Annotated in this window: 2 protein-coding genes; one reads left to right on the top strand and one right to left on the bottom strand. The window is 66.0% G+C overall.

Going from position 1 to position 2,100, the window contains the following annotated elements:
- On the bottom strand, positions 1-549 hold a 549-nt coding region (gene lgt / locus Q0L94_RS17540; protein ID WP_296755917.1), incomplete at its 3' end, for a prolipoprotein diacylglyceryl transferase.
- Positions 550-612: 63 nt separating this feature from the next.
- On the opposite strand from lgt, the gene ilvD reads away from it, so the two are divergent.
- The coding region (ilvD, locus tag Q0L94_RS17535; RefSeq protein WP_296755914.1) for a dihydroxy-acid dehydratase at positions 613-2,100 on the top strand (1,488 nt) is incomplete at its 3' end.

The raw sequence follows: 2,100 nt of genomic DNA, 5'->3' as shown, positions 1-2,100 counted from the left end.
GCCCTCGCCGGCGAACTGGTAGAGCTGCGAGGGATGCCGACTGACGCCGTCCGCCGCCTGCGGGAACACCATGCCCCACGGCAGGTCGGTGGCGCGTCCCCACAGTTCGCCGTTGATGAAGTTGCCGAGCCGCCCGGCGGCCAGCCCCAGCGGCACCAGCGGGGCGATGAAATCGGTGACCGCGAGCCAGCGCAGCTTGTAGCGATGTGCGAACAGCGCCATCGCGATGATGACGCCGAGGAAGCCGCCGTGAAAACTCATGCCGCCTTCCCACAGCTTGAGGATGTCGAGCGGGCTCGCCAGGTATTCCGCGGGTTTGTAGAACAGCACGTAGCCGAGCCGCCCGCCGAGGATGACGCCGAGCACGCCGTAGAACAGCACGTCGTCGAGCATTTTCTGCGTCCAGCCCGACCATGGCCGGTGGGCGATGCACCAGCGCCCGAGCAGGAGCACCTGCATGAAGGCGACGAGGTACATCAGGCCGTACCAGTGGACGGCGACGGGCCCGAGCTGCAGGGCGACGGGGTCGAATTGCGGATGGATGAGCATGAAGTGTCCGGGTGGGGGCGCGACAGGTAAAATGGCCGACTGATTATAGATTGAGTGAGCATCATGCCTGACTACCGTTCCTGGACCACCACCCGCGGCCGCAACATGGCCGGTGCCCGTGCGCTGTGGCGCGCGACCGGCATGAAGGACGGCGATTTCAACAAGCCCATCGTCGCCATCGCCAATTCGTTCACCCAGTTCGTGCCGGGCCACGTGCATCTGAAGGACATGGGCCAGCTGGTGGCGCGCGAAATCGAGGCGGCGGGCGCGGTGGCGAAGGAATTCGACACCATCGCGGTGGACGACGGCATCGCCATGGGCCACGGCGGCATGCTGTATTCGCTGCCTTCGCGCGACCTGATCGCCGACTCGGTGGAGTACATGGTCAACGCCCACTGCGCCGACGCGCTGGTGTGCATTTCCAACTGCGACAAGATCACCCCGGGAATGGTGATGGCTGCGCTGCGGCTGAACATCCCGACGGTGTTCGTTTCTGGCGGACCGATGGAGGCGGGCAAGGTGGTGTGGGACAAGCAGACCATCAAGCTCGATCTGGTCGACGCCATGGTGTCGGCGGCCGACGCGGCGTTCAGCGACGAGAAGGTCGAGCAGCTGGAACGTTCGGCCTGCCCGACCTGCGGTTCGTGCTCCGGCATGTTCACCGCCAACTCGATGAACTGCCTGACCGAGGCGCTCGGACTTTCGCTGCCGGGCAACGGCTCGTTGCTGGCGACCCACGCCGACCGCCGTAACCTGTTTCTTGCCGCCGCGCGCCTGATCGTCAGGAACACCCGCCGCTACTACGAAGACGGCGATACCCGCGTGCTGCCACGCGCGATCGCCAGCTTCGATGCCTTCGAGAACGCGATCGCGCTCGACATCGCGATGGGCGGATCGACCAACACCGTACTGCACCTGCTCGCCGCCGCGCACGAGGCCGGCGTCGATTTCACGATGCAGGATATCGACCGCATGAGCCGCCGCGTGCCGCACCTGTCGAAGGTGGCGCCGTCGATCCAGACGTACCACATGGAAGACGTGCATCGCGCCGGCGGCGTGATGGCAATTTTGGGTGAGTTGGAGCGCGGCGGCCTGATCCACCGCGAGGTGCCGACCGTGCTGATGAAGACCCTGGGCGAGCAGATCGACGTCTACGACATCCGCCGCACCCAGGATAAAGATGTGAAGGACTACTTCCGCGCCGCGCCCGGCGGCGTGCCGACGCAGACCGCGTTCTCGCAGGACCGCCGCTTCGCCAGGCTCGACGACGATCGCGTCAACGGCTGCATTCACGACCTCGAACACGCGTACTCGAAAGACGGCGGGCTGGCGGTGCTGTACGGCAACCTGGCTGCCGACGGCTGCATCGTCAAGACCGCCGGCGTCGACGAACACATCCTGAAATTCTCCGGTCCGGCGCGCGTGTTCGAATCGCAGGACGCCGCGGTCGAGGCCATCCTCGGCGATCGCATCGTCGCTGGCGACGTCGTGGTGATCCGCTACGAAGGCCCGCGCGGCGGCCCCGGCATGCAGGAAATGCTGTATCCGACC

Source organism: Thiobacillus sp., assembly GCF_024708915.1.
This window is presented reverse-complemented; position numbering and strand designations above follow the sequence as displayed.